At 61.9% G+C, this 22,024-nt stretch carries 19 protein-coding genes and 2 riboswitches; of the genes, 7 read left to right on the top strand and 12 right to left on the bottom strand.

Annotation, left to right across the window (positions count from 1 at the left end):
• Nucleotides 1-3: 3 nt before the first annotated feature.
• Complete coding sequence (locus KVY02_RS16305) at nucleotides 4-1,560, bottom strand: Fic family protein (protein ID WP_218313938.1); 1,557 nt, start codon at nucleotides 1,558-1,560, stop codon at nucleotides 4-6.
• 318 nt (nucleotides 1,561-1,878) lie between these two features.
• Between KVY02_RS16305 and KVY02_RS16310 the strand changes: the two genes are divergently transcribed.
• The 3 genes from KVY02_RS16310 to KVY02_RS16320 all read left to right on the top strand — a co-directional run bounded on the left by KVY02_RS16310 (nucleotide 1,879) and on the right by KVY02_RS16320 (nucleotide 4,146).
• Nucleotides 1,879-2,997, top strand: a complete 1,119-nt coding sequence (locus KVY02_RS16310) for an alkene reductase (RefSeq protein ID WP_039175090.1) — start codon at nucleotides 1,879-1,881, stop codon at nucleotides 2,995-2,997.
• Between the two features lie 168 nt (nucleotides 2,998-3,165).
• On the top strand, nucleotides 3,166-3,450 hold the full coding sequence (locus KVY02_RS16315; RefSeq protein WP_256357523.1) for a TspO/MBR family protein: 285 nt from the start codon (nucleotides 3,166-3,168) through the stop codon (nucleotides 3,448-3,450).
• Nucleotides 3,451-3,552: 102 nt separating this feature from the next.
• A complete protein-coding gene (locus KVY02_RS16320) occupies nucleotides 3,553-4,146 on the top strand; it encodes a cell division protein ZipA C-terminal FtsZ-binding domain-containing protein (RefSeq protein ID WP_218313939.1) in 594 nt (197 codons plus the stop codon).
• A gap of 1 nt (nucleotide 4,147) precedes the next feature.
• Here the strand turns inward: KVY02_RS16320 and KVY02_RS16325 are convergent, their stop codons facing one another.
• Nucleotides 4,148-5,734: an ABC-F family ATPase gene (locus tag KVY02_RS16325; protein WP_218313940.1), complete on the bottom strand. Its 1,587-nt coding sequence runs from the start codon at nucleotides 5,732-5,734 to the stop codon at nucleotides 4,148-4,150.
• A gap of 111 nt (nucleotides 5,735-5,845) precedes the next feature.
• Entirely contained in the window at nucleotides 5,846-6,715 is an 870-nt protein-coding gene (locus tag KVY02_RS16330) for a sirohydrochlorin chelatase (RefSeq protein ID WP_218313941.1), read from the bottom strand.
• Nucleotides 6,716-6,942: 227 nt separating this feature from the next.
• On the opposite strand from KVY02_RS16330, the gene KVY02_RS16335 reads away from it, so the two are divergent.
• Nucleotides 6,943-7,530 carry a gamma-glutamylcyclotransferase gene (locus KVY02_RS16335; protein WP_016915213.1) on the top strand — a complete coding sequence of 196 codons (588 nt, stop codon included), beginning with the start codon at nucleotides 6,943-6,945 and terminating at the stop codon, nucleotides 7,528-7,530.
• Here the strand turns inward: KVY02_RS16335 and KVY02_RS16340 are convergent.
• A complete protein-coding gene (locus tag KVY02_RS16340) occupies nucleotides 7,521-8,048 on the bottom strand; it encodes an HPP family protein (RefSeq protein ID WP_016915214.1) in 528 nt (175 codons plus the stop codon). The two genes, KVY02_RS16335 and KVY02_RS16340, sit on opposite strands and share 10 nt — an antisense overlap.
• Nucleotides 8,049-8,153: 105 nt before the next feature.
• Here KVY02_RS16340 and KVY02_RS16345 point away from each other — a divergent pair, with 105 nt between their 5' ends.
• Nucleotides 8,154-9,065, top strand: a complete 912-nt coding sequence (locus KVY02_RS16345) for a DMT family transporter (protein ID WP_218313942.1) — start codon at nucleotides 8,154-8,156, stop codon at nucleotides 9,063-9,065.
• On the opposite strand, the gene KVY02_RS16350 is transcribed toward KVY02_RS16345, so the two are convergent.
• Nucleotides 9,040-9,333 carry a hypothetical protein gene (locus tag KVY02_RS16350; RefSeq protein WP_016915216.1) on the bottom strand — a complete coding sequence of 98 codons (294 nt, stop codon included), beginning with the start codon at nucleotides 9,331-9,333 and terminating at the stop codon, nucleotides 9,040-9,042. The genes KVY02_RS16345 and KVY02_RS16350 overlap by 26 nt on opposite strands.
• Before the next feature lie 128 nt (nucleotides 9,334-9,461).
• Nucleotides 9,462-9,552: riboswitch (glycine riboswitch) on the top strand.
• A riboswitch (glycine riboswitch) is annotated at nucleotides 9,553-9,660 on the top strand.
• 59 nt (nucleotides 9,661-9,719) lie between these two features.
• Between KVY02_RS16350 and KVY02_RS16355 the strand changes: the two genes are divergently transcribed.
• Nucleotides 9,720-10,961: a D-amino acid dehydrogenase gene (locus tag KVY02_RS16355; RefSeq protein WP_218313943.1), complete on the top strand. Its 1,242-nt coding sequence runs from the start codon at nucleotides 9,720-9,722 to the stop codon at nucleotides 10,959-10,961.
• A 622-nt stretch (nucleotides 10,962-11,583) separates the two neighbouring features.
• Here KVY02_RS16355 and KVY02_RS16360 read toward each other — a convergent pair.
• Both KVY02_RS16360 and KVY02_RS16365 read right to left on the bottom strand, forming a co-directional pair.
• Complete coding sequence (locus tag KVY02_RS16360; RefSeq protein WP_218313944.1) at nucleotides 11,584-14,559, bottom strand: efflux RND transporter permease subunit; 2,976 nt, start codon at nucleotides 14,557-14,559, stop codon at nucleotides 11,584-11,586.
• Nucleotides 14,546-15,661, bottom strand: coding sequence for an efflux RND transporter periplasmic adaptor subunit (locus KVY02_RS16365; RefSeq protein WP_256357614.1), 1,116 nt, complete (start codon nucleotides 15,659-15,661; stop codon nucleotides 14,546-14,548). The genes KVY02_RS16360 and KVY02_RS16365 overlap by 14 nt, the downstream gene beginning before the upstream one ends.
• Before the next feature lie 177 nt (nucleotides 15,662-15,838).
• On the opposite strand from KVY02_RS16365, the gene KVY02_RS16370 reads away from it, so the two are divergent.
• Nucleotides 15,839-16,492: a TetR/AcrR family transcriptional regulator gene (locus KVY02_RS16370; RefSeq protein ID WP_039175073.1), complete on the top strand. Its 654-nt coding sequence runs from the start codon at nucleotides 15,839-15,841 to the stop codon at nucleotides 16,490-16,492.
• Between the two features lie 27 nt (nucleotides 16,493-16,519).
• On the opposite strand, the gene KVY02_RS16375 is transcribed toward KVY02_RS16370, so the two are convergent.
• The 5 genes from KVY02_RS16375 to KVY02_RS16395 form a co-directional block, all read right to left on the bottom strand.
• Complete coding sequence (locus KVY02_RS16375; protein ID WP_039175071.1) at nucleotides 16,520-17,392, bottom strand: NAD(P)-dependent oxidoreductase; 873 nt, start codon at nucleotides 17,390-17,392, stop codon at nucleotides 16,520-16,522.
• 23 nt (nucleotides 17,393-17,415) lie between these two features.
• Nucleotides 17,416-18,873 (bottom strand): aldehyde dehydrogenase family protein, encoded by a 1,458-nt coding sequence (locus tag KVY02_RS16380; protein ID WP_096921972.1) that lies wholly within the window; start codon nucleotides 18,871-18,873, stop codon nucleotides 17,416-17,418.
• A 110-nt stretch (nucleotides 18,874-18,983) separates the two neighbouring features.
• Nucleotides 18,984-20,261: a TRAP transporter large permease gene (locus tag KVY02_RS16385; protein ID WP_039175070.1), complete on the bottom strand. Its 1,278-nt coding sequence runs from the start codon at nucleotides 20,259-20,261 to the stop codon at nucleotides 18,984-18,986.
• Nucleotides 20,258-20,866 carry a TRAP transporter small permease gene (locus KVY02_RS16390; protein ID WP_039175068.1) on the bottom strand — a complete coding sequence of 203 codons (609 nt, stop codon included), beginning with the start codon at nucleotides 20,864-20,866 and terminating at the stop codon, nucleotides 20,258-20,260. Before KVY02_RS16390 ends, KVY02_RS16385 begins: the two co-directional genes overlap by 4 nt.
• Before the next feature lie 99 nt (nucleotides 20,867-20,965).
• On the bottom strand, nucleotides 20,966-21,964 hold the full coding sequence (locus KVY02_RS16395; protein WP_205738345.1) for a TRAP transporter substrate-binding protein: 999 nt from the start codon (nucleotides 21,962-21,964) through the stop codon (nucleotides 20,966-20,968).
• Nucleotides 21,965-22,024 lie beyond the last annotated feature (60 nt).

Genomic DNA, 22,024 nt, shown 5'->3' on the forward strand with positions numbered 1-22,024 from the left:
CTTTCATTTTTTGCCCCCATGGGCAATTATTTGTTTGCCCTCAGCACTTAACCGATATTTTTGCGTTGGGCTACGCGGCGACTCAGGTTGAGTCATTTCAATCAACCCTGCATCGAGCAGTGGATTCAGCAGCCCAGTGCGAAATTTTGTTCGGTTAGCGCGACCCATGATGCTCATTAGAAAGGTGATCGGTACTTCTTCCACGCAGGCCTGGAGAAGTTCTACTTGCTCCTTACTTAGTCCCTGCTTAGGCCCTGCTGGATCCATGATATCCAAGGCAGGCTCTTCAGCAGCAGCTTCAATGAGGAAGCCTGTATGCACAGGCAGCCGAATGAGAAAGTAGCTGCGTTCATCGTCAGTTTCGAATATCGGTTCTGGGGAGCCATTTGCCTTCATCACGCGGAGGATTTTGGGCACTCCCGTTGAACGACCTTCCGTCAAATCCAGCTCTTTTAAAAACTCACCGATGCGTCGATTCCGGTAGCGACGGCTGACAGCTTTACCGGCTTGTAAGTCCTGTAAACGGATAGAGCGGTCAGGACCCGGGAAGCTCAGCACCACCAGTTCTTGACCATCGAGACGTATTTCAATGGGTTCACGAATTTCATAGGAACGATGGTACACCGCGTTCACGACCGCTTCTTCAATGGCAGCCAATGGGTAGTTCCAGAAACGTTCAGCCTGAGGGCGATCAGCGTGTTTTGTCACGCCCTCTTTGAGGTAGTTTCGATTGATGTAGTCCAGAGCATCGCGAGTGATGCGACCAAGCGGCCCCTTGAACACTTTTTCTTCAAAATGGTCACCGCCTGCACCGTCAGGGAAGTACACCACATCGATCTGAGTCGCGGGGAAGAATTGCTCGGGTTGCTCATTAAAAAACAGGAGGCCAACATTCTTGGGAAAGGCGATTTCACTTGGCCCACCCACTACGTTCATACGGCGCCCCAAGGTTTCAATATCCAGCGCACGAGCTTCAGCCAACAATTCACTGCCAATCTCGTGCAAGAAATCACGTAGCAAATAAGGTGACAGATCATTCAAGGTGGCCATTTGGCGGTAGCGATCATCAAAAGGCACGGTAGCCGCCAAACTGAGCAGCTCACGTTCATTCTGTCCCGAGGCCTTCACGGTGCTGGTGTGTTTACGCAGGTAATAAGCCCAATCGCTCTTGTTGCTCAAGCTGGCCTTGGCTTTGTAAGGGCGAGTCTCTCCGCCAGGCGCCCATAGTACAAGGATCGTTTTGCCCTGGATCTCATAGGTAGCCGTTAACGGATGATAATGTGGCGCAATGGCTGAATGCCCCAGATTCAACAGCTCTTTCTGGATGGCATCGATTTGTTCGGGTAACAAACCAGCCGGTGGTAGCTGTGGCTGACCATTTTCCTCTGCAACACCAACAAGCACATAACCACCACCCAGATTGTGAAAGTCGTTGGCGAAGGCGCACAAGGTGTGCAGGATGGCTTCAGGATTCCACCCCGCCTTATATTCAATGCGCTCACTTTCTATCGTGCGGTGATGGAGCAGGTCATTGATATTGATGGGGAGTTTAGGTGTCATGCCGTTTTCCCAGACACTTGATTGGCATCATATGACACACGCTAAACCCTCCTCACTGTTCAGTTGACCTCATGATGTAGAACGGTACCCCTGAAAGCAACCCGTGCCGAGCTTCAGCCAAGGTCGCCTGGTGCAGGATTCGTCATGATCCCCCTTCCCCGCTTAATTTCCTCCGGAGGGGTTTTGTTTTGCTGAAGCGTCCCCACTAATACGTTCATAGGTTAATCGTTGGCACTGGCTCAATCATTGGCACCAAGTAGTAAACTGGTCTATTCTTTTGCCACTGTCACTCTCACCGCGTTACAAGGAGTTTGCCTCATGGCGTACGAAACGCTGCTGTCCCCCACCACGCTGGGTAGCCTGAATCTTCCTAACCGCGTCATCATGGCGCCGCTGACTCGTTCGCGCACGCCGGATAGCGTGCCGGGCAAGATGCAGGAAGCTTATTACGGCCAGCGTGCAGGCGCGGGCTTGATCATCAGCGAAGCCACCAATATCTCCCCTACGGCTCGTGGCTATGTCTACACGCCCGGCATCTGGACCGATGAGCAGGAAGCGGGCTGGAAAGGGGTGGTGAATGCCGTGCATGCCAAGGGTGGCCGGATTGCCCTGCAGCTATGGCACGTGGGTCGCGTTTCCCATGAGATGGTGCAGCCCGATGGCCAGCAGCCGGTTGCCCCCAGCGCCCTGAAAGGGGAAGGCGCCCAGTGTTTCGTCGAGTTCGAAGACGGCACCGCGGGTCAGCACCCCACCAGCACGCCCCGCGCGCTGGAGACCGACGAGATTCCCGGTATCGTGGAGGATTACCGTCAGGCGGCCATTCGCGCCAAGCGGGCAGGGTTCGACATGGTCGAAGTACACGCTGCCAATGCTTACCTGCTGAACCAGTTCCTGGCCACCGGCACCAACCAGCGTACCGACCAGTACGGCGGCTCGCTGGAAAACCGTGCCCGCTTCCCGCTGGAAGTGGTCGATGCCGTGGTGGACGTGTTTGGTGCTGAGCGTGTCGGTATCCGCATGACGCCGTTCATCGAGCTGTTTGGCTTGACCGACGACGAGCCGGAAGCCATGGCGTTCTACATGGCCGAAGAGCTTTCCAAGCGCGGCCTGGCCTACCTGCACCTGAACGAGCCCAACTGGGCAGGTGGCGATATCACCTTCCCCGATGGTTTCCGCGAGCAGATGCGCGAGCGCTTCAGCGGCAGTCTGATCTATTGCGGCAACTACGACGCCGAACGTGCCGAAGCGCGCATCAAGGAAAACACCACCGATGCCGTGGCCTTTGGCCGCCCTTACATCGCCAACCCGGACCTGCCGGAGCGTTTCCGCATCAACGCTCCGCTGACCGAGCCGAACCACGAAACCTTCTACGGCGGCGACGAAAAGGGCTACACCGATTATCCTTTCCTGGATAACGGTTACGACCGTATCGGCTAAGCATTTCAGGCCAACGCGTGTTCGGGGTTTCCCCACCGGGGGGAACCCTTAAGCATGAAAAGCATCACTCAGGTGGTGCTTTTTTTATGCCTTGAACGCGTGAAACGCTGTTAATCTGTTGATTCTATCGTTTTAACGCGATACCCCCTGCTGCTGGAGAGGTCGCTCATGTTCGGTTCTTTGATGGCGCTGCTCGTCTCGTTACTGCTGGTGGGAGCCGCCGCCATGACGGGGGCACGCTTTCGCCCCGATGGCTGGTACCGGGCACTGCGCAAGCCCCGCTGGACACCGCCCGACCTCGCTTTTCCCATTGCCTGGGGTATCCTGTACCTGCTGATGGCCATCGCGGCATGGCGGGTCTACATGACCGAAGATGCACCTCTGCGCAACGCCAGCCTGGCCGTCTATGGCGCGCAACTGCTGGCCAGGCCACTCTCCTCGCTGCGTGGCTGATGGTGCCTTACTGGCTATGGGTCGCGCTGGCCCTGGCGCTCAATGCTTCCATCTGGCGGTTGAATAACGCCCAGGCGTTAACGGACAACAGGGATTCACTCCATGGATATGACTTCTCTTCCCGTACTGCTGGCTTTCGCCTCCTTGTTACTGGGCGTGGTGGCCGCGTTGATCTTCATCTACGTCGTCATGCCCAAGCGGCGGCGTGCCAGGGAAAAGGCCGTGGAGCCTTCCCCCTCCGTGGCCAAGGACACCACACCCCCGCCCGCTGAAGAGCCTCCGCCGCCGCCCACCAAACGAACCGGCAAGGTAAAACAGCATTCGCTGTTCGTCATCTTCAATCAGCCGGATGCCTCGACCGATGCCCGACTGACCGAGTGGCTGAGGGAAAAAGGCGCCCATTACGATGCCATCAAGAAAGTCTTTCTGATCGACGGTCAGCAGCCCTCCAACCCTGTCACCGTGGCCAATGCTTTTCCGCCGGGGGAAATGCCCGACCTGCTGAGGGGCGAAACCCACGAGCCGATCCGTGGGGTTAGCCTGCTGGTAAAACCGCCGCTGCATAAACGTCGCAATCAGCAGATGCACGTGTATGTAGAGCTCGCCAAGGAGATGAACGAGACCTTCAGCGGTAAAATGCTGGATGCTGACAGGGAACCTGCCAGCGAATCCACCTATGCTCAGATTATCGGCTAACTCATACCACGCCCTGGCTACGCAGGTAGTCGTCGTAGCTGCCGCTGAAGTCGACGATGCCCTCTGGCTGCATGTCGATAATGCGGGTGGCGAGGCTGGAGACAAACTCGCGGTCGTGGCTGACGAACAGCAGCGTGCCAGGATAGTTCTCCAGCGCCAGGTTGAGCGCCTCGATGGACTCCATGTCCAGGTGGTTGGTGGGTTCGTCCATCAGCAGCACGTTGGGGTTGGTGAGCGTTAGCTTACCGAACAGCATCCGCCCTTGCTCGCCCCCAGAGATCACCTTTACCGACTTGTTGATGTCGTCGCTGGAGAACAGCATGCGGCCTAGCGCGCCACGTACCACCTGTTCGCCGCCTTTGGTCCACTGGCTCATCCACTCGAACAGGGTGGCGTCATTAGCAAAGTCATCGGCGTGGTCCTGGGCGAAGATGCCAAGCTCGGCGGCGTCGGTCCACTTCACTTCGCCAGCATCGGGGCGCAGGTCACCGGCCAGGGTTTTCAGCAGGGTGGTTTTACCAATGCCGTTGGGGCCGATAATGGCAATCCGCTCGCCCGCTTCCACGGTCATGGAAAAACGCTTGAACAGCGGTTCGCCGTCGTAGCCTTTGGTAATGGCATCGACGTTTACCGCGTTGCGGTGAATCTTCTTGTTCTGGTCGAAACGAATGAACGGACTGACGCGACTGGAGGGCTTGATGTCTTCCAGCTTGATCTTGTCGATCTGGCGCGCCCGGGAGGTGGCCTGCTTGGCCTTGGAAGCGTTCGCCGAGAAGCGGCTGACGAACTGCTGAAGCTCGGCAATTTGCGCTTTTTTCTTGGCGTTGTCGGCATACTGACGCTCACGCGCAGCGGTGGCCGCCGTCATGTAGTCGTCGTAGTTACCGGGGAACAGGGTGATCTCGCCGTAATCCAGGTCGGCCATGTGGGTGCAGACGCTGTTCAGAAAGTGGCGGTCGTGGGAAATGATCACCATGGTGCTGCTGCGCGCTTTCAGAATCTCTTCCAGCCAGCGGATGGTGTTGATGTCCAGGTGGTTGGTGGGCTCGTCGAGCAGCAGTACGTCCGGGTCGGAGAACAGTGCCTGGGCCAGCAGCACGCGCAGTTTCCAGCCGGGAGCGACTTCGCTCATGGGGCCAGTGTGCTGCTCCAGCGGAATGCCCAGGCCCAGCAGCAGCTCGCCCGCGCGGGACTCGGCGGTGTAGCCATCCAGCTCGGCATACTGCACTTCCAGGTCGGCCACGGCCATGCCGTCTTCTTCGCTCATCTCGGCCAGCGAGTAGATGCGCTCGCGCTCGGCGGTCACTTTCCACAGCTCCGCGTTGCCCATGATAACGGTGTCGATCACCCTCTCGTTCTCATAGGCAAACTGGTCCTGACGCAGCTTGCCCAGCCGGGTGCTGCTGTCCAGCATCACCTGGCCAGACGAGGGTTCCAGCTCGCCGCCGAGGATTTTCATGAAGGTAGACTTACCGCAGCCGTTGGCGCCAATCAAACCGTAGCGATGGCCGTTATTGAACTTGACGGAAACATTTTCGAACAGGGGCTTGGCCCCAAACTGCATGGTGATGTTGGCGGTGGCGATCAAGATAGAGACCCTGGTTGGCGACATAGCCCCGATGGAGGAGCGACATGCGTGCAAAAGCACGCGATTCTACGCGCCTTTGGGCGACGTTACATCTCCCCGGCGCGTTTCCGGTCATCGGGCGTTTGGCGGCTGGACGGGCATTTCCAGTAGAAAGCGTTCGCCATCAAGTGCTTGGCGAAGTCGCGTGGCCAGGATATCGACAATCGCAGGATGCTCGCCCACCAGCGCCGTCGGCCGCACCCGCAGGCCTGGGTGGCGCTGTTCGGCGGCGGCACAAATCTCGGCGATGTCGCCACCTTCCCCGGCGTGGCGGCCAGGCGAGAGAAACAGCATGGCCAGCACCACGTCGCCGCTGGCGCTGAACTCGGGCGTATCCAGCAGATGCTCCAGCAGCGGCTCGTTGAAGCGGTATGCGTCGCCTTCTCGGCGCTCCATGGAGGCTGCCGCCACGCAGTGCACGTCATCGGCCAGCAGCGCGCTGAGCTGCCCCGCCAAGCGGTTGCGTACGGCAGTGACTTCCGGCAGCGGGCTGCCGTGGTCTACCAGCGCCACCCTGGCCGCCTGCCGATCGGGCAACTGCGCGCGCACGTGATCGGCAAGCAGCACGGCCAGGCGCAGGTCGTTACCGCCCCGCTCGTCCACCAGCGGCTGGGCAACGCGTACTTTCACCTGGGGGAAACGGGCCTGCAGGGCCGCCATCCGCTCGGGCAAGTAGCCGGTCAGCGCCTGGCTGGGGCCAAAGAAGTACGGCAGTACGATGATCTCGGTGGCCCCCGCTTCGGCGCTGCGCTCGGCGGCGGGGCCCAGGGTAATGGCCGGAATACCATCGACCTCTTCAGCGGGGATCTTGTTGGAGTGCAGCAGCGAAGCCGCTTGAACGGTGTCGCCCACCTGCTCGCTCAGCGCTGCCGCCACGCGGCGCAGGCTGTGGGTTGCCTGAGGCCGCAGAGAGCCGTTATCGACCAGAAAAATAGCGCGCATCGGGTTCATCCTTTTCAATCGCAGTCTTCACGGGAGTGCACGCGCGGTAAGCTTTCGAGCATGACGGGCGGCGGGGATGCCATTCGAGGCTCTGCGGTTGCCGAAGCACCCGAAACTTTTCCATGGGGAAGGGGTGATTGGCTGGTAAATCAATCGTATAACCCGGATGATGAACCACCGTTAACGCCATGCGCGTGCAGCCACTTTGATCAACATGTAGATCGCTTATGTTGCTTGATACCACGACGTTAAACCAGCAAAGAAACTTCTTCGACGGCCATGCGGACATCTGGCTTTTTGGCTACGGCTCGCTGATCTGGAAGGCCGATTTCGACTATCTGGAGCGCCGCCCTGCGGCCATTACCGGCTGGGCGCGGCGCTTTTGGCAGGGCTCCCACGACCATCGCGGCACCCCCGAAGCACCGGGGCGTGTGGCGACGTTGACTCGGGCCGAAGGCGCGGTGTGCCACGGCATGGCCTACCGCATCACGCCGGAGGTCCTGGCACCGCTGGATGTGCGGGAGAAAAACGGCTACCTGCGGGAAAAAGTCACGCTGACGTTTTTGGATGAGGCGGGCAACCCTGACGCCGACCAAGCGCCTAGCGAGGGGCTGATTTATCTGGCCAGCGAGGACAACCCGGCGTTTTTAGGCGATGCCCCGCTGGCCGACATCGCCCAGCAAATTGCCCAAGCCCACGGCCCTAGCGGCCCCAACAGTGCTTACTTGCTGAACCTAGCCCAAGCGCTGCGCGAGTTGGGCACCGAAGATGCGCATATTTTTGCCCTGGAAGCGCAGCTACAGCGTTACCAGTAGCGCGGATAGCGGCGGTGGCGCGCCAGGTTATTGACCAGAATCGCCACCACCAGCATGACGATGCAGCCTGCGCCAATGGGGATCAGCGGATACCACCAGCCCAACTGATGCACGCTGGCACCGCCTGCCACGGCAATCAGCGCAGCGGCAGCCCCTGGCGGGTGAACGGTATGGGTAAGCTGCATGACCAAAATGGAGAGCGACACCGCCAACGCCATCGAAAGCGGCGTGGCCCCCAACAGTTGATAGCAGCCCACGCCCACACAGGCAGAGAGCACGCTGCCAAACAGCACATGGCTGGGCTGGGCAAAAGGGCTTTCCGGGGCGGCGTAAATCAGCACCGAGGTTGCTCCGAACGAGCCCACGATCAACAGCTGCTGGGAGAGCCACTCGGCGCTTAGCCAGCAAATCAGCGCCATGCCAGTAAAGGCACCCAGCCACGACCAGCAGGCATCCTGCCAGCCTACCCGGGGGCGCGGCGTTCGTTCTCCGCGCATCTTGCCAAGATACGTTTTCATCGCACTCGCCTTTGCACAAAAAGAGTGCAGATGATGACAAAATGCACCAAAAAAGCAAATGACGATGCGTCATATGCTCATGAAACTCGCTCAAGGACGACCAGCATGCCACTACCGACTCCCTCGCTCACCGTTGCTCCTTCCAGCCTATTGCTTGCGGTGGTGGCGGCGGTGGGCATGGCCACCATCGGCGTGATCTCACGCATCACCGGGCTGAATGCAGAGAGCATTACCTTCTACCGGTTGGGGTTAGGGGCGCTGTTTTTGCTCGGCTATTTACTGCTGACAAAACGCCATGCAGGACTCACCACACTGCCAGGGCGGCAGGTGGTGATTAGCGGTAGTTTGCTGGCGGCGTTCATCCTGTTTTACGTGCAGGCGATGAACTACACCCAAATGGCCAACGCCATTTTGATGGTGTATCTCGCGCCGATTGTGGCGGCTATCGCGGCCCATGCGCTGTTTAACGAACGGCTTGCAGCGGCGCAGGTTTCGCTCATTGGCTTGGCGCTGTTTGGGTTCGCGATGATGCAGGAGTTTCGACTCAACCTGGACGATCAGCAGGACGTGATTGGCATGGGTTTTGGCTTAGCGGCCATGCTAGCCTACAGCGGTTTTATCTTGGCGAACCGCCGCTTGCCGCGCCACCTGGATGACCGCACCTGCGCCTTCTGGCAGTTGGCGGTCGGGGCGCTGATGATCTTGCCGTTTGCGCTATGGCAGCCAGCAGGGCTTGCGGCCAGCACGTGGCAAATGCCGTGGTTGTTGGCTGCAGGCCTGGTGCCCGGTTTTTTGGCGCTGCTGTGCGCGGTGATGGCGATTAACCGCCTGCCCACCGCGCTATACGGTACGCTGGCTTACTGTGAGCCGGTGGCGGTAGTGATTTTTGGCTGGAGCCTGTTTGGCGAAGCGCTTTCGCCTTTGCAGTTAAGCGGCTGTGGGCTAGTGATCGCCTGCGGCGTCGCGCAGGCGTGGGTCGGAGGCCGGGGCGCTACATCATTAGCCACGACAGGATAAACAGCCCAATCAGCGTGCGGAAAATGCCGCCAATAATGGAGCCACGCAAAAACGCACGCAGCCCACCCCACAGTACCAGCAGGCCAATCAGCAGAATCGCCAGGCTCAAGAACGAGTCGTTGATGCCCAGCGAGCGCGTCAGCCCGCCGATAAAATCGTCGAAGGCACCGAAAAAGTTGGTGAAGATACCCAGCAAGAACTCGACCACGATACGGATCGCATCGCCAATCGCCTCGCCAATGCCCTCAAAAAATCCGTTTGCCTGCATGCGCTTTTTCCATTGCTCGAAGGGATTCGCTATTGTCAGCGAAAACGCGGTGGCTGGCAAAGCAGCTGCTGCTCATGTTTCCACCTTTCGCCTATTCCCTTTTTAGCACCGTCGCGTTACAACGTCAGTATGCCATCGCGGGAGAGACTGGTGCCTGCCACCAGCGCCGAAGGAGCAACGACCCCGGAAACTCTCAGGCCAACGGACCGCGACGGCCATCCATGACGTTCCGAAGAGCGGTTGATGACTGCGTCACTCAGCCCACCGAAGGAGCAAGCGCCATTCCAGCGGCGTGAATCTCTCAGGTTCCATGACGGAAGGGGTACGCCCGGCCAATAGGCTGCCGGGGGTATCGCCCGACGCTCATACAATCTGTGGAGAGACTCATGCAACGCATTGCCATCATTGGCGGTGGGATCATTGGCATCACCAGTGCCTACGCCCTCGTAAAGCGCGGTTTCGACGTCACCGTCTTCGAAAAGCATCGCTACGCCGCCATGGAAACCTCGTTTGCCAACGGTGGGCAGCTGTCTGCCTCCAACGCAGAGGTGTGGAACCACTGGCCCACGGTCATCAAGGGCCTGCGCTGGATGCTCAAGAACGATGCCCCGCTGCTGGTGAACCCGCGCCCGAGCTGGCACAAGTTGAGCTGGTTTGCGGAATTCATCGCCGCCATTCCTCGCTATGCCGACAACACCACCGAAACGACCCGCCTGGCCATCGCCGCCCGAGAACACCTGTTCCAGTGGGCCCGTGACGAGCAGATCGATTTCGACGTGAAGCAGAAAGGCATCCTGCATATCTACCGCGACAAGGCAGGCTATGAGCATGCCGCCAGGGTATCGCAGCTACTGCACCAGGGCGGGCTCGAACGCCGCGCGGTGACCCCGGATGAAATGCGCGCCATCGAACCCACACTGGCCGGCAGCTACTACGGCGGCTTTTTTACCGAGAGTGACGCCACGGGGGATATTCACAAGTACACCAATGGGCTGGCGAAAGCCGCCGCGAAACGCGGCGTGCGCCTGAACTACGGCCATCAGGTGACCGACCTGGGCGCCGATGAGAACAGCGCCTGGGTCAAGGCAGTCGTTGATGGCGAGGCGGTGCAGCAAAGCTTCGACAGCGTGGTGGTGTGCGCCGGGGTCGGCAGCCGGGCGGTGGCCGCCAAGCTGGGTGACCGCGTCAATATCTACCCGGTGAAGGGCTACTCGATCACCGTGCAGCTGGACGACGAAGCCTCGCAACAGGCCGCCCCCACCGTGAGCCTGCTGGATGACGAAACCAAGCTGGTGACCAGCCGCCTGGGCAACGACCGCTTCCGCGTGGCGGGCACCGCAGAGTTCAACGGTGCCAATCGCGACATTCGCAACGACCGCATTCAGCCGCTGGTGCGCTGGGTGGAGCAGTGCTTTCCCGGTGTCAGCACCCAGCGGGTCGTCCCCTGGGCTGGCCTGCGCCCGATGATGCCGAACATGCTGCCCAAAGTGGGCCCGGGCCGCATGCCGACGGTGTTCTACAACACGGGCCACGGCCACCTGGGCTGGACACTCTCGGCCATCACCGCCGAGATGCTGGCGGATGCGGTGGACAACGCCACCGCCACTTCCTTGGCCGTCACACGCTAGACGAACCCCTTACCCCGCATGACGAAAGGGGCCACATGGCCCCTTTGGGTTAATATGCAACCTGGTCTCGTCCGCTCTCTTTTGCCTGATACAGCGCGTTATCGACTCGTTTCTTGACATCCTCCCCTCCCTCAGCTTGCGCTGCTGCCTACGGCGGAAAGGAAGGGGATTCCCAGGTTGTTACCTTCCTGGTTTCTGCTTCAAGGACAGCTGCCCGAGGGAATGGCTTGGTTATCGCCGTAACGTCCCGGTGGGGATTTTTACGGTGACGAACCAACGCCTATCCCCCAGGTCTCACGCCGTCTCCACAGACGTAACTTTCCGAGTGCCCCTCGGTAGGTCGTGTCGACATGGGTAGTATAGCACTGTACAAAACGTCAGCAAAGGCATCCTGGGGATGCCGCGCTATCCTTCCCCGGCCTAAAAGGCCGAGGTTTGACGCGCAATTTGATCATGCTCTTGGGCGTGTCATTCAACGTGGCTTCAGCACCCCCAAGACTGACAGTGACGCGTCCGGCTTTCTGGAAAGCAGTACTGGCGATACCTCGACGAATCTTTTCGGCGAGCCTGGTGGCCTGCTGCAGCGAGGTTTCAGGGGCCAGGAAGCGGAAAGTAACGCTATTCAGGCCGCCCTCGCCACCCACAAGCGATACAGCGCGGGCGTGAAGAAGAACGACACCAGGGTGGCGAGCAACAGCCCAAACCCGACGGTTTGCGCGAAGGGGGGCCATAGCCCCCCAGCCGCCAACATGAGCGGGATCAACCCGGCAAAGGTGGTGATGGTGGTCGATGCGATGTGCCGACTGGTTGGGCCACTGATCACCGCCAGCATGGCCGACAGATCACCCTGGCGAGCGGCCGGGTCGTCATCCAGGGCAGCCATCAGGATGATGGCCGCGTTGATGGCCACCCCCACCAACCCCATGATGCCCACGATGATCACGAAGCCAAACGCGTGGCCGCTCAGCAACAGGGCCACGATTCCCATGCCGGTGGCCTGGGCCCCGGCAATGAACACGATGGCCGCGCGACGGAAGGAGTTGAAGGCCAGCACCACGGTGGCCACCATGGCGATCACCAGCAAGACCACCGAGGCCAGCAGCTGGCCCACCGCCTCGTCACGCTCGGCAGCTTCACCGCCGGTCTCGATACGGTACCCGGGGGGCAGCACCAACGTACCATCCGCCTGGGCGGCCTGAAGTTTGGCATCCAGCTGTGCCATGGACACCGCTGGCAGCGCATCGGACACGAGGAAGCCCTGCACCAGCTGGACACGTTCTGCATTTCGCCGGGTAATCACGCTCCAGGCAGGCGTCAGGGCGGTATCGGCAACGGCTGCCAGGGGCAGCCCCTCACTGGCCTGGTCGCTGACCAGACGCAGCGCCGCCAGCTGCTGGGCATCGCTGCGCCACTCCGCCGCGTAGCGTACTCGCACGGGAAGCTGCTGCGTATCTTCCAGCACCTGGCCTGCGGGCTGGCCGGAGAGCGCTGCGCTGACCTGATCGGCCAGGTTTTGATACGTCAGCCCCACATCCCCCAGGGCCGCCTGATCTACTTGCAGCGTCAGCCTGGGCAAGTCGCGCTGCATCCCGGCACGGACGTGAGTCACCTGAGGCAACTGGTGCATCAACCCGGCCAGCTCCTGTCCCAGCTGCGACAGCACCTCCAGGTCATCTCCATACACCCGCAGCTCGATGGGCGCCTTGAACGGCGGGCCTTGTTCATATTTTCGTACCACGATCTGGGCCTGGGGAAAGTGCTGGTCGAGCGCCTGCTGCAGGCCCGGCACTTCGCGGTTGGTCACGTCCAGCGACGTGGTATCCACGATCAGGTGAACGAACGCCGGGTTATTGTCCTCCTGGGTCAGCACGTTGTAGTACATCATCGGCGCGCTTTCGCCGATGAAGGCAGATACTCGTACGACGCCGGGAACCTCGCGAACCTGGCGCTCCACCTCCTGGGCCAGCGCCTGGGCATTGGCCATGCTGCTGGCCGCCGGTAGCCTCACCTCGATATGGAACTGGTCGCGGTCGGCGGGCGGGAAAAACGCCACGTCGAGGGTCGGCATCAGCGCCATCCCGCCAAGCGGCACACACAGGGTCATCACCATGGCGGCGACCGGGTGGCGCAGCGCGCTGGCGACCGTCCCGCGAAAGGCGCGTTTGATGGCATTGTCACGGGGCACACGGGCGCTATCGGCCACTTTGGCCAGCAGCAGCGGCGAGAGCGCAGGCACCAGCAGCAGCGACACCAGATACGAACTGACCAGCGCGACCATGACGGCCATGGCCAGCGGCCCCACGAACTCCCCGGCAGGGCCGGGCATGAGCACGATGGGCATGAAGGCCAGAATGGTGGTCAGCGTACTGGCCAGCAGCGGCACGGCAAGATGACGCAGCGTATCGCGGGTGGCCGCCAGCACCGAGTCGCCCTTCAGGAAGCGCTCGCGCAGGGCGTTGGTCATGACAATGGCGTTATCCACCATCAGCCCCAGCGCCACGATAATACCGGTGATGCTCATCTGATGGATTTCCATGCCCAGCGGACGGAAAAACGCCAGGGTCAGCAACGCCGTGGCCGGGATGGCCAGCCCGACGGTCAGCGCCGAGCGCCAGCCCATGCTGAGAAACAGGATGGCCACCACCAGAACCAGCCCCATCAGCAGGCTCAGCGCCACATCACCGAGTCGTTGCTGGGCGCGCTCGACCCAGGCGTCGATACGCTGGCCGGGCGCCATGCGTGCGCCAACGAAGACGGCTCGCTCACCGTTCAACAGTGCCACGGCAGCGGGCGGGTCCTGGACACCACGGCGCAGCTCGGCGATTTCGCCCAGCCGGACACTCTGCCCCTGGCGGGTCGTGATGCTGACGTCACGCAGGCGGTCCAGCGCATCGAACTCGCCGCTCATGCCCACGGTGAGGCGGTTTTGCTGGGTGATGACCTGGCCCGCCGTGCGGCGCCCGTCGCTGGCGTCGATGGCCGATGCCAGTTGGCCCACCGAAAGCCCCAGCGCATTCAGCTCCAGCGGGTCGACCAGCACGTCGACCTGTTCGCCCGCCACGCCAAACCGATGGGTATATTCGGTGCCTGCCACGCGACGAAACTGGTCTTCCAGCCGCTCGGCGTAACGCTCCATCAGTTGGGCGTTGGGGGGCGTGTCCTGTGTCCAGCGCAGCGCGGCCACGAGGCTGAAGGCGTAGCCACGATCATCCAGCAGCTCAGGGGTTTGCACACCGCTGGGCAGGGAGGGGGCGATATCGCTGAGCTTGTCGCGCACCCGGCTCCATATCGGCACCACCTGGGTGACGCTATCCTCCAGCTCCAGGCTGATCACCGCGATGCCCGGCCGCGAGGTCGACTCCAGTACCTTGATCTCGGCAATGGTGCGCAGCTCGTCTTCGATGGGGCGCGCCACCAGCGCTTCGATCTGCTCGGGCGTGGCGCCCGGAAACGGCGCCAGTACGGTCGCCATGCGCGCCACCAGGTGGGGGTCTTCTGCGCGGGGCAGGGTATTGATCGCCGAGAGGCCCGCCACCACCAGCAGGCCCAGCGTCAGCGCCAGCAAGCGCCGGTTGAACAGCCACTCAATGCGCGGCATGGGCAATGCCTCTGGCTAACGTCACCTGCTGACCGGGCACGATACGGTGAGCCCCCTGGGTGATCAGCTGCATGCCCGGCAGCAGCGTGCCACGCACGAAAGCGCGGTCGCCTTCGGTATGCAGCAGCTCGACGCTGGCGGTGGCGACACGGTAACGCTCGTCTTCCAGCGGTTCGGCAATCAGTACGTTCCACAGGCCTCGGTCGCTGGCACGCAGGGCCGACAGCGGCACCCAGTATCCTTCGGCAGGCTCGGCCAGCGTGTAGGTCAGCGTCGCCAAATCGCCGGGCACCACGTTCTCGGGGTTTGCCAGTGCCACGACCAGCGTTTGTGTCCGACTGTCGTTGTCCACCTGGGCCAGCCGGGCGCGCACGTCACCTGCGAAGGCTTGCCCGTGCACCGTTATCGTCACCGTATCCCCCGCCGCCAGGGTGCCCGCCAGCCGGGCGGGCAGGCCAATGTGCGCCTCTAGCTGGCGGGTATCGACGAGATCGAAGGCCGCCGTGCCGCTACTGACCAGGCTGCCCACGTCCACCTGCCGAGCCACGATTTGCCCCGCAAACGGCGCCGTCAGCGTGCTGTCCGCCAGATCCGCCGAAAGGCTTTCCTGTTCGGCGGCCAGAGCCGCCAGCCGCGCCTGCTGGCTGAGACGCTCCGTTCTCGCCTGGTCCAGGGCCGTGCGGCTGGCGAAGTTGCTCTGATTCAACTGCGACTCGCGCTCTTCCTGGCGCTGGGCCAGCGCCAGCGCGGCACGCGCCTCTTCGCTGCGCGCCGCCACTTCGGCCAGGCGGCTTTCCAGGCGGCGGGTGTCCAGGCGAGCCAGCACCTCGCCCTGTTCCACCCGATCACCGCGATCGACGCGGATGTCGATGACCCGCCCGGCAGGTTCGAAGGCCAGTGACACCGACTGGCGCGCCACTACTCGCCCGGTCAGCTTCACCTCGCGGCGCATTTCAGTGGCCAGCTGCAGGGGCTGGGTAGCCACCTGGAGCAAGGCGTTGTCGGCCCCTTGCTGGCGCAGCTGCTGGGCGCTGGTGTGTTGACTGGTGAGCACGACGACCACGGCGGCAGTGGCGCCCACGGTCAGCAGAGCCGCCAGCACGCTGCCCAACCAATATCGCCTTGTTTTAGTGTGCCTGCCCAGGTGGTGCGTACCCAAGTTGTGCGTGCCCATGCTGGCCTCGACGGGTATATTATTGAACGTTGGCGTTCACTATAATATGTGTACGTTAACGTTCAATAATTATTTTTTACTTTTCTCAACCCATGGATGAATGGCATGACCAGTGCTTCTCCCCCCTCTCCGGCTGGCCAGAAACGCAGCGCGGGCCGCCCCAAGGACCTGGCCAAACGCGATGCCATGCTGGATGCCGCCGCCTGCCTGTTTCTGCGCAACGGCCCGGATGCCGTCACCATGGAAGCCGTGGCCAAGGAAGCCGGGGTCTCCAAAGTGACGGTATACGGGCACTTCGATACGAAAGAAGCACTGTTCGGCAGCGTCATTCGTCGGGAAACCGCGTCGATTCGCCAAGGGCTGGAGCAATTGCCGGACACCCATGATGGCGTGCGCCAGTCGTTGATTCAGGTGGGCATCAGCATGGTGCGGTTTCTGATGGAGCCCCACGTGTTGGCCGTGGAGCGGGTCATGAGCAACCAGGGCGAGCAGCACCCCAGGCTGCTGCAGGCCTTTTTCGAAGCAGGCCCCTGGGCCATGAGCCAATGGCTGCAGGAAAAGCTGGAGGGCCTGGCCAGCGCAGGACACCTTTCGCTGCCAGCCCCCGCCCAGGCCGCCGACCAGCTATGCAGCATGTGGCAGGGTATGCTGATCAAGGAGGTCCGCATGGGGGTTCGCCTGCCGCCCTCGGAGGACGAGCTGAAGCGGCAGATCACCGGGGCAGTGGACGTGTTTCTGGCCGCCTATGGCAAGCGGTGAGACTGGCCATAGGCGGCATTAGGTAGGTCAGCGCTGCTCCAGCACGCCGATGACTTCAGGAATCGACAGCTGCTGGTCCGGCACCGAGCGGTACAGCGCGTGCACGGCGCCAGCCATGTCGCCAGTCACGCCCAGCTCGTGGGTCATGGTGTGGTAGTAGCCCAGGTCCTTGCTGGCGTTGGCGACCGAAAACCGAAAGCCGGAGGGGTCGTCGTGGGCGATGTAGGGGCGCAGGCGCTCCAGCACCACGCCGCCACCGCCGCCCGCGCCCAGCACCTCCAGCAGGGCATCGGCACTGATGCCTGCCTTGCGCGATGCCGCCGTGGCTTCCGCCAGCACCGCCGAGAACCCCAGCGAGACGAAGTTGTGCAGCAGCTTCAGCGTGTGGCCCGCCCCGACGTCACCGGCATGGGCGATGTTTTCGGCGAAGGCTGCCAGCAACGGCCGCAGCTCCTCGAACAGCGGCGTGGGCGCGCCGACGATCAGGTTGAGACGCCCTTCGGCCGCCTCCTTGGGCGTGCGCGTCATGGCGGCGTCCATGAAACGCCCGCCTGCCGCCGCGACACGGGCCGCCACCTGGGCCGTCGAGCTGGGCAGGGCGGTGGAGCAGTCCACCACCACGCTGCCGGGGCGCAGCCCTTCCAGCACTCCGTCGGGTTCGAACAGGACGGCCTCCACCTGCGGTGAGCCGGTCACGCACAGAATGACGATATCGGCCTGCTGGGCAACCTCCCGCCCACTGGCCAGCGGCATGGCCCCTGCCGCCAGCAGATCCTCCACGGGCTGGTTGCCCGCGTGCTCCAGAAAACACAGCGAATGCCCCGCGCGCAGCAAGCTGCTGGCAATGCCGTGGCCCATCAAGCCAACGCCGACAAGCCCTACCCGATAAACGGTCGTCATGGTGCTCTCCTGGTTGATAGCGCTCAATGTTTGATGGCCACGGTCTTGATGCGGGTATAGCTGCGCAGCCCTTCGAAGCCTTTTTCACGCCCGTGGCCCGAGCGCCCGACCCCGCCAAACGGCAGCTCGACACCGCCTGCCGCGCCGTAGTTGTTGATGAAGACCTGGCCGCTGCGAATGCCCTTGGCCAGGCGCAGCTGGCGCCCCCCGTCACGGGTCCAGACCCCGGCGCACAGGCCAAAGTCGGTGGCGTTGGCCAGCGCCAGGGCCTGCGCCTCGTCATCGAACACCTGCACTACCAGTACCGGCCCAAACAGCTCCTCACGCAGTACGTCGTGGCCCTCTGGAATATTCGTCAGCACCCGTGGCAGCACAAAGTGCCCGCCGGCAGGCGCGCCCGGCGCCAACTGCCCCTGCCCCGCCACCTGGATGCCATCGGCTTCGGCGGCGGCCAGGCGGGCTTCCAGCTTGAGTTTTTGACGCTCGTTGATCAGCGGGCCGCAGTCGGCATCGGCTTCCCCCGCATCGCAGCGCAGCTCGGCAAAACGCTGGGCAAGGGCCGTAACGACCGTATCGGCGATCTCCCGCTGCACCAGCAGCCGGCTACCCGCCGAGCACGTCTGTCCGGCATTCTGCACGATGCCCCGCACCACGGCGGGCAGCGCGGCGTCCAGGTCGGCATCGGCAAACACCAGCTGCGGCGACTTGCCACCCAGTTCCAGGGTAATCGGGACATGGTGCTGGGCGGCGAACTGCGCCACGCGGGTACCGGTTTCAGGCGATCCGGTAAACGAGAGGTGGTCGATCCAGGGGTGCGAAGCCAGCGCAGCACCCGCTTCCACGCCCAACCCCGGCACCACGTTCAGAGCGCCTTCGGGCAGCCCATGATTCACCGCGAGCGCCGCCAGGCGCATGACGCTCAGGCAGGCATCTTCGGCAGGTTTGAGCACCACCGTGTTGCCCGCCGCCAGCGCCGCTGCGACACAGCGCCCAAAGATCTGGGCGGGGTAGTTCCAGGGGATGATCTGGGCGCAGACACCGTAGGGCTCGCGCAGCGTCATCACGGCAAAGTCCGTCTCGAAGGGGATCGTCTCACCGTGCAGCTTGTCGGCGGCACCGCCATAAAAGCGGAAATAGCGGGCACAGGCGGCAATGTCTCCCTTGGCCTGCGTCATGGGCTTGCCGGTATCCGCACACTCCAGCGCCGCCAGCTGCTCATGCTGTGATTCGATCACGTCGGCAAAGCGCAGCAGCCACTCACCGCGCTGGCGCGCCGACCAGCGCGCCCACTCTCCAAGCTCCCCGGCGAAGGCCTTGCGGGCCGCCTGCACGGCGGCATCTACCTCTTCGGCCTGGCACCGGGCGATGCGGGTCAACGGCTCCCCCGTGGCCGGGGCATCTACTTGCAGGGTCTGCGCGGTATCGACCCACTCTCCTCCAATCAGCGCCTGCTGCGACAGCAGGCCGATGGTATGCGACATCAGGGGCTCCTTTTATTGTCATTGTGGTCATTACGGTTAATACAGACGGCTCTTTGATCCCGAACGTTTTCTATCCCCGCACGTTTTGGTCTTTTAACCTCACAGGTCTTTTAACCATAGAAGAGATTGACCAGTCCCATGGAAATCCATGGCATGTAGGTAATCGCCATCAGACATGCCAGCACCACCAGCACGAAACGCACCAGCCACGGCAGCATCTGATCGATGGAGATCCTGGCCACGGCACAGGCGGCAAACAGGTTGACGCCCAACGGCGGGGTGATCATGCCCAGCGCCAGGTTGACCACCATGACCAGGCCAAAGTGCACGGGGTGGATACCAAACTGCATGGCGATGGGGGTCAGGATGGGCGCCAGCACCAGGATGGCCGCCGAGGTTTCGATGAACATGCCGACGATCAGCAGCAGCGCGTTGACCACCAGCAAGAACATCATCGGGCTTTCAATGGTGTTGGTTACCAGCGTGGCAATTTGCGCAGGCAACCCGGTACGGCTCAGTAAAAAGCTGAAGAGCGCGGCAGCGGCAATAATCAACATGACGGCCGCCGTGGAGATCACGCTTTGGCGCAGGATAGGCCCCAGGTCAGCCAACTTTAATTCACGGTAGTAGAACGCACCCACGATAAGGGCGAAAAACACCGCCACCGCCGAGGCTTCCGTGGGTGTAAACACCCCGCCGTAGATACCACCAATCACGACCACCGGCATCAGCAGCGCCACCCAGGCACGCTTCAATGACGTCATGAAACCCGTGCTGTCCTTGTAATCGTCCTTGCCGTAGCCACGCACCTTACAGAACAGGTAGAGGAAGATGATCAACGCCACGCCGATCAGGATGCCTGGCCCAATCCCCGCCAGGAACAGCTGCCCGATAGAGGTATCGGTACTCACGCCGTACAGAATCAGCGGAATGGAGGGAGGAATCAGTACTCCCAGCTCCGCCGATGACGCTTGAATGGAAGCGGCCAGCGGTTTGGGATAGCCATGTTTGACCATCGCCGGAATCAGAATGGCCCCAATGGCAAAGGTGGTGGCCACGCTGGAGCCCGACACCGCCGCAAACATCATGCAGGTCAGTACGCAGGACATGGCCAGCCCGCCCTGCACCCGCCCGACGATGGATTTGGCCAGGTCCACCAGCCGCTGGGAAATGCCCCCGGCGGCCATCAAGTTACCCGCCAGGATAAAAAACGGAATGGCCATCAGCGGGAATTTGTCGATCCCGATGAACATCTGCTGCGGCACCAGCAACAGCGGCAGCCGGGTGAAGAACTCGATGCCGATGATCGAGGCCAGCACGATGGAGATCGCAATGGGCACGCCGAAGGTGAAGAGAATAATCAGCGACAGGCCAATCACCATGTTCATAGGGGCGTCCCTTTGTTGGTCTGTTCAGCGTTGGTCTGTTCAGCGTTGGTCTGTTCAGCGTTCGGCTGTTCGGCGGGTTGCAGCATGGCAACTTCCGGCAGCACCTCACTGTTTTCCGGCCCTACGGGCTCACGCCCACTGAGCTGCGCGGCCAGCCTGGCCATCACCGAGATCATGGCAAAGGTCGCGCCGGTCGGGATCGCAGCGTAGGCCCAGGACATGGAGATGTTCATGCCCGACATCACCTGGTTGCTGACCCGCAGGGTCATGAGGATGCCGTAATAGCACATCACCCCCAGCACCAGCAGACAGCAGGCGACGATGGCCACTTCGAGCAACAGCAGCCCTCGGCGCGGCAGCCATTTATAGATCACTTCTACCGCCATCATGTAACCACCTCTGAAGGTGGCCGCTGCGGCCATGAACACGCACCAGATCATGGAGGCGCGGGATGCCACTTCCGTCCAGGTGGAAGGCGCATTGAACACGAACCGGGTCAACACCTGATAGAAGCTCAGCGTGACCGAGACCACCAGCATCAGCACCGCCACCATCAGGGCCAGCCGGGTTAACTGATGCTCGATACGGAGCAAGACCGATAGCATAAAGGATCACCCTGCTTGAATGGCCTCTGGCACTGCCAGAGGCCGACGTTGAGAAAGCTCTAGGAGAATTTTCCAGGAGAAAGCGCGTCGATAAACTGCTCAGCAACTGCCCGCTTTCTCACGGATTCGATCGAGCATCTCGCTACCGTACTGCGACGTGAAGATCTCGTAGGCGGGCTCTACGGCTGCCTGGAAAGGTGCCGGGTCGATATCGGTTTTCACCTGCATGCCATTGGCTTCCAGCAGCGCTACCCCTTCACGCTCCAGGCGCGAGACCTCTTCACGGGTGGCGTCCACCGATGCCGCTGCCGCCTGCATGAACCAGTCACGCTCTTCATCGCTCAAGCCATCCAGCAGGATCGGCGATCCCAGCACGATGGCCGGGGAGTAGACGTGTCCGGTCAGGGAGAGGTAGTCCTGCACTTCCCAGAAATTGGTGGCCACGATGACGGTGATCGGGTTTTCCTGGCCGTCGACGGTACCCTGCTGCAGCGCCGTGAAGAGTTCAGGGAAGGCCATGGGAGTGGGCCGTGCGCCCAACTGCCGGAAGGCTTCCTGGTGCACCGCGTTTTCCATGGTGCGTACCCGCAAGCCGTTGGCATCCTCGGGGCTGGCGACTTCACGCTGGCTATTGGTGAGATGGCGGAAACCGTTCTCCGACCAGGCCATGCCCACCAGGTCATGGTCGCTCATCTTCTCGAGCAGCTCGTCACCGATCTCGCTATCCAGCACGCAGCGGGCCTGGTCGTAGTTTTCGAACAGGAACGGCAGGTCCAGCACGTAGGTTTCGGGTACGAAGTTACCCAGTGGGCCGCTGGAGGTGATCACCACATCCACGGTGCCGATCTGCAGGCCTTCGATCATTTCACGCTCACCGCCGAGGGAGCCGGAGGCGTGTTCGGTGACGGTAAAGGCACCGTCGGATAAACGTTCGAGTGTCTCCTTGAACGCCTTGGCGCCCACCGAGTAGTGGGAGGTAGAAGAGAGCGTATGCCCCAGGCTGATATCGGTGGCGGCCTGGGCGTGCAGGGCAATGCTGGCGGTGGCCACGGCACTCATGGCGGTCACGAGAGCATGTCGGGTGAAGCGCTTGGTCATGATGTATCCCTCTTGGTGTTGTTGTGAGGGTGGGTGTTTCAAGAAGGCGCAGGGCCTTCC

The sequence above is a fragment of the Halomonas sp. 18071143 genome, assembly GCF_019211725.1.
GTDB classification, from domain to species: domain Bacteria; phylum Pseudomonadota; class Gammaproteobacteria; order Pseudomonadales; family Halomonadaceae; genus Vreelandella; species Vreelandella stevensii.

Bases quoted from the DNA above. Each gene is read 5' to 3' on its own strand.
- KVY02_RS16315 (WP_256357523.1), top strand. From the start codon at position 3,166: ATGTTCGGTTCTTTGATGGCGCTGCTCGTCTCGTTACTGCTGGTGGGA.
- KVY02_RS16335 (WP_016915213.1), top strand. From the start codon at position 6,943: ATGTTGCTTGATACCACGACGTTAAACCAGCAAAGAAACTTCTTCGAC.
- KVY02_RS16395 (WP_205738345.1), bottom strand. From the start codon at position 21,964: ATGACCAAGCGCTTCACCCGACATGCTCTCGTGACCGCCATGAGTGCC.
- KVY02_RS16375 (WP_039175071.1), bottom strand. From the start codon at position 17,392: ATGACGACCGTTTATCGGGTAGGGCTTGTCGGCGTTGGCTTGATGGGC.
- KVY02_RS16370 (WP_039175073.1), top strand. From the start codon at position 15,839: ATGACCAGTGCTTCTCCCCCCTCTCCGGCTGGCCAGAAACGCAGCGCG.
- KVY02_RS16345 (WP_218313942.1), top strand. From the start codon at position 8,154: ATGCCACTACCGACTCCCTCGCTCACCGTTGCTCCTTCCAGCCTATTG.
- KVY02_RS16310 (WP_039175090.1), top strand. From the start codon at position 1,879: ATGGCGTACGAAACGCTGCTGTCCCCCACCACGCTGGGTAGCCTGAAT.
- KVY02_RS16305 (WP_218313938.1), bottom strand. From the start codon at position 1,560: ATGACACCTAAACTCCCCATCAATATCAATGACCTGCTCCATCACCGC.
- KVY02_RS16360 (WP_218313944.1), bottom strand. From the start codon at position 14,559: ATGCCGCGCATTGAGTGGCTGTTCAACCGGCGCTTGCTGGCGCTGACG.
- KVY02_RS16385 (WP_039175070.1), bottom strand. From the start codon at position 20,261: ATGAACATGGTGATTGGCCTGTCGCTGATTATTCTCTTCACCTTCGGC.
- KVY02_RS16320 (WP_218313939.1), top strand. From the start codon at position 3,553: ATGGATATGACTTCTCTTCCCGTACTGCTGGCTTTCGCCTCCTTGTTA.
- KVY02_RS16330 (WP_218313941.1), bottom strand. From the start codon at position 6,715: ATGCGCGCTATTTTTCTGGTCGATAACGGCTCTCTGCGGCCTCAGGCA.
- KVY02_RS16380 (WP_096921972.1), bottom strand. From the start codon at position 18,873: ATGTCGCATACCATCGGCCTGCTGTCGCAGCAGGCGCTGATTGGAGGA.
- KVY02_RS16340 (WP_016915214.1), bottom strand. From the start codon at position 8,048: ATGAAAACGTATCTTGGCAAGATGCGCGGAGAACGAACGCCGCGCCCC.
- KVY02_RS16390 (WP_039175068.1), bottom strand. From the start codon at position 20,866: ATGCTATCGGTCTTGCTCCGTATCGAGCATCAGTTAACCCGGCTGGCC.
- KVY02_RS16350 (WP_016915216.1), bottom strand. From the start codon at position 9,333: ATGCAGGCAAACGGATTTTTTGAGGGCATTGGCGAGGCGATTGGCGAT.
- KVY02_RS16355 (WP_218313943.1), top strand. From the start codon at position 9,720: ATGCAACGCATTGCCATCATTGGCGGTGGGATCATTGGCATCACCAGT.